This is a genomic window from Streptomyces jumonjinensis (assembly GCF_009600885.1).
In the GTDB taxonomy this organism is placed as follows: Bacteria; Actinomycetota; Actinomycetes; order Streptomycetales; family Streptomycetaceae; genus Streptomyces; species Streptomyces jumonjinensis.
On the sequence record NZ_VCLA01000123.1, the window covers coordinates 3,213 to 7,632 of the forward strand.

Here is a 4,420-nt window from a genome sequence, read left to right on the forward strand (position 1 = left end):
TGGCCGCCCTTCCGGCGCCGGGCGGGCGAGGCCGCGGGCGCACACCTGGAGGGGCGGCAGGAGGCCGGGGAGGGGGGGCTTACGGAGACGGACCGGGAGCCGGGGACGTACGAGGGGCCGGAGACGGACACCGTGGCGGGCCCGGGGCGTACTCCCCCGGACCGGGATCCGCCCGCCCGCTCGGACCCCGGCCGGAGGCGCGGTCCCGGCCGGCGGTCCGTGCGCTGTCGCCCGTCACCAGGTGACAGGCGTCACCAGGTGACGGGCAGACCCGTCAGCCCGTAGAAGATCGGGGCACGCCGGAAGGGGATGTCCTCACGGGCGCAGTTCAGCCGCAGCCCCGGGAAGCGCCTGAAGAGCGCCTTGATCGCGAGCTCCATCTCCAGGCGGGCCAGCGGCGCTCCCTGGCAGTAGTGCGGCCCTTTCCCCCACTGGAGGTGCTCGCTGGTGTCGCGCAGCACATCGATCCGCTCGGGGTCGGGGAACATCCCGGGGTCGTGGTTGGCCCCGGGGATCGAGATCACGACGGCGTCCCCGGCCGACATCCGCACCCCGCCCAGCTCCAGGTCCTCCGTCGCCATCCGGAGGATGGCGTCCTGGGAGATCGACCAGTAGCGCATCGACTCCTCCAGGAACGCCGGGACCAGCTTGCCGTCGTCGGCGAGCACCTGGTCCTTGAGCTCGGGGTCGAGGAGCAGGCTCAGCACGCTCAGCGCGATCTGGTTGGTGGTGGTCTCATGCCCGGCGACCAGCACCAGCCGGGCGATGCCGACCAGCTGGTCCACGTCGATGGCCCCGGTGGCCATGTGCCGGGTGGCCAGCCGGCTCATCAGATCGTCCTCGGGCTTCTCCCGTTTGACCAGCGCCAGCTCCCGCAGAAAGGCGGTGAGGTCCATATAGGCCGCGTAGGCGACGGCGGGGTCCTCCTGGGAGAGGGTGACCCTGGTGCGGTCGACGAAGAAGTCGTACTGGGTGTCCGGGACGCCCAGCAGCCGGGCGATCACCAGGGACGGCAGCCGCTGTGAGAAGGCGTCGACCAGGTCGGCGGGGCGGGGACGCTCGGCGAGTCCGTCCAGTAGATCGTCGATGAGGGCCTGGACCGGCTGGTGCAGACCGCGCACCCGGCGGGCGGTGAACTCGGTGGCGATCATGCTGCGCAGCCGGTTGTGCTCCGGATCGTCCATCCGGAGGAAGGAGCTGGGCCGGTCGCCCGGAGGGAGCTGGATGCGCACGGGCGCGCCCGGTGTGCTCTCGTCGGCGCTCATCCGGGGGTCTTTCAGGGCCTGCTGCACATCGGCGTGCCGGGTGACCAGCCAGGCCAGCCGCTCCGGGGTGGCGCCCGCGGGGATTCTGACCACACAGGGCGGCTTCGCCCGCAGCTCCGCGAGCTCCGGGGGCGGCTTCATGGGGCACTGGCGTACGAACGGCCAGTCCAGGATGGACTGTCGGGTATCGATCACGGCTGCCGTCTCCTTGGGATCGTGGGCGGTGAACCACGGTCCCGGCCGTTTCATCCGGCTCGCATACGGTCGGCGTGGGGCCGAGGGGGGCGGGACCGTCCGCCGGCGCCCCTCACTGGGGCCGGTGGCGGGCGGAGTCGTGCTGACGGCCGCTGTGCGAGCCCGGCCGGGGGATTTTCCGGGCTGCCTTCGATCATCGGAGATCCCGCTGACGGTTGCCTGATGCTGTACTGACAACGCATCCATTACCCGGGCTGCTCGGACACTGCCCGGACTGCCCGTGCGCCGGCCGGAAGCGCCCCGGAGACCCGGAGACCCGGCCCTCAGCCGATCACCGCCTGGGTCTGCGTCGTCTGGCCCACCCTGCGGCGCGCGGCGTCCCCGGCGGACGGCGCGGCGAACAGATCCGTCTGCACCACGATCACGGTCCGGCCCACATGGAGCGGACGGGCGACCGCCAGCACCTCCCCGCCGCGCACCGCGGCGAAGAAGTTGGTCTTGAGCTCGATCGTCGAGGTCATCGCGCCCGGGGGCAGATTGAGATACGCGCAGATCCCGGCCGCCGAGTCGGCGAAGGTCACCAGCGCCCCGCCGTGCAGCACCCCGCCCGCGGTGCAGCGCTCGGGACTCCACTCCAGCCGGCCGGTCACCTCCTGGCGGGTGGCGGTGTCGATGACGATGCCGAGCTCCTTCGCCAAGGGCATCAGCCCGGGCAGCTCGTCGGGGGTGGGCTGGGGACGGGTCATGGGCTCTCCTCCGGGTTCGGCCGCGGCTGTACGTGGCGGCGCGGCAGCGCGCCGTGCCCCGTCGCCCGGCACGGCGCGTAACGAATGACCCCGGCGCCGGTACGGGCCGCTCTCGGCGGTACCGTACCGGCCCGCCGGGATCAGGACCGGGCCGCCGCCAGCGACTGGAGATGGCCGGCGAAGTCCGCGGTGACGGCCGGGGCGTGGCTGTCGATGTAGAAGTGGCCGCCGGAGTACTCGCGGTTGCCCAGATGGCGCGGGGTCCGGGCCGACCAGTGCGTCATCGCGTCCGGCGACTCCATCAGCGGGTCGCTGCGCCCGCCGTAGGAGACCACCGGGCAGTCGACCTTGGCGCCGTCGTCGATGTACTGGGCCGACACCCGAAGATCGGCGCGGAGCGCGGGCAGCACCAGGGCCAGCATCTCCGGGTTGTCGTAGATGTCCGCCGGGAACGAGCCCAGCTTCTTGATCCACTCGATCATCTCCGGATCGGGCATCCGGCTCTGCTCCTCGGTGGGCTGGAAGAAGCCCACCGGGGACCAGCCGGACATCCCGATCACGGCCGGGGCGCGCATCCCCTCCTCGGCGAGTCTGACGGTCAGCCGATAGGCCAGCTGAGCGCCGAGGCAGTGGCCGAAGAACGCGAACGGGCGGTCGTCGAGATCGTCCGTGATCGCCTCGAAGAGCGCTTCGAGCAACGGGTCCCAGTCCTTGAAGGAGGGCTCCTCACGGCGGTTGTGCCGGCCGGGGAGGGTGACGGCCTGGGGCGCGATGTCATCGGGCAGCAGTTCGGGCCAGTCGCGGTAGATGATCGCTCCGCTGCCCGCGTGGGGCAGCATGAAGAGCCGTATCGAGGCGTCCGCGGACGGCTCGGCGGGCTGGAACCAGTGACCTTCCAGGGACAGGGCGCGTCCGGTGTCGGCATGCACGGTGGGTGACTCCTCTCGGGGCGCGGAGCGCCGCCGTCTCGTCGGTGCTGAGGTGCTGAGGTGCGGTGGTGCTGAGGTGCTGAGGTGCAGTGGTGCTGAGGTACTGATCTGCGGTGGTGCGGTGGTGCCGAAGCGCCGATGCCTCAGGAGAGTTCGCGCAGCGCGGGGAGCGCCTCGGCGAGCGCCTTGAGCTGGGGCTCCGGGTCGAGCGAGCCGATCCGCACCACCAGATGGCGTGCCCCCGCCCGGACGTACTCGGCGAGCCAGTCGGCGCAGGCCTGCGCGCTGCCCCAGGAGTACGCCTGGATGGTGGACATCGCCTCCAGCGAGCGGCCGTAGTAGTGCTCGATGTAGTGCTCCAGCTCGGCGCGGGCCGCCGCCTCGTCGTCCCCGACGGTGACCGTGGCGTAGAGCGCGGGCACGATCGCGCCCGGCGGCCGGCCCGCCTCGGCGGCCAGTTCGGCGATCCTGGCCGAAGCCCTGCCGTACGCCTCGGAGCTGGGCAGGAAGGGCAGCCAGCCGTCGTAGTGGCGGGCCACCCGCTCCAGCACCTTCGGGGTGTCCGCGCCCGCCAGCCAGAGCGGCGGGCCGCCGGGGGTGCAGGGCCGGGGCAGCCGGTCCAGATCGGTCGCCTGCCAGTACCGCCCGGCGAACTCGGTGGGCTCGCCCTCGTCGCCGCTGCGCCAGGCCGTGCGCCAGATCCGGGTGATCTCGTCCAGCCGTCCGACGCGGCCCGTGAAGGACGCGCCCACGGCCTCGAACTCGGCCTCGGTCTCCGGCATCGGGAACCCCGCCCCGAGCCCGAGCACCAGCCGGCCCTGGCAGACATGGTCCAGCGCGGCGAGCATGTTGGAGCCGATCAGCGGATGGCGCAGCGCGGGGGTGAGCGCCGCGGTGCCCAGCGTGACCCGGCTGGTGACGGCGCCCGCCGCGGAGAGCACCACCAGCGGATCGAGCCGGGCCCGGGCGGTCAGCGAGTCCCCGGCCCAGAGCGAGTCGAAGCCGAGCTCCTCGGCGCGGCGGGCGAAGTCCAGCAGCGGGGAGGCCGCGAAGCTGCCCTGGATCGCCTGCTCACGAGTGGGCAGCAGGACGCCGATCCGCAGGGGGGCGAAAGGGGTGGTGGCCATCGGTAACCCTTCGGTTCGGTTTGATTCGGGTTCGATTCGAGTTCGATTCGATTCGGGTTCGGTGCGATGCGATGCGGTGCGGTTCGGTTCAGGACTCGGGCAGGAGGTGGGGCGGGCGGGCCGGCGGGCGCACCGGTCGCGGCCCCGGGCGGGAGGGG

4 protein-coding genes are annotated in these 4,420 nt (G+C 72.5%); all 4 read right to left on the reverse strand.

Annotation, left to right across the window (positions count from 1 at the left end; translation table 11 throughout):
• Positions 1 to 251 precede the first annotated feature (251 nt).
• Positions 252 to 1,460, reverse strand: coding sequence for a cytochrome P450 (locus tag FF041_RS14775; protein WP_323391873.1), 1,209 nt, complete (start codon positions 1,458 to 1,460; stop codon positions 252 to 254).
• 323 nt (positions 1,461 to 1,783) lie between these two features.
• Entirely contained in the window at positions 1,784 to 2,206 is a 423-nt protein-coding gene (locus FF041_RS14780; RefSeq protein ID WP_153523274.1) for a PaaI family thioesterase, read from the reverse strand.
• 140 nt (positions 2,207 to 2,346) lie between these two features.
• Complete coding sequence (locus FF041_RS14785) at positions 2,347 to 3,135, reverse strand: thioesterase II family protein (RefSeq protein WP_323371366.1); 789 nt, start codon at positions 3,133 to 3,135, stop codon at positions 2,347 to 2,349.
• A gap of 143 nt (positions 3,136 to 3,278) precedes the next feature.
• Entirely contained in the window at positions 3,279 to 4,262 is a 984-nt protein-coding gene (locus tag FF041_RS14790) for an LLM class flavin-dependent oxidoreductase (RefSeq protein WP_153523275.1), read from the reverse strand.
• Between the last annotated feature and the right edge of the window lie 158 nt (positions 4,263 to 4,420).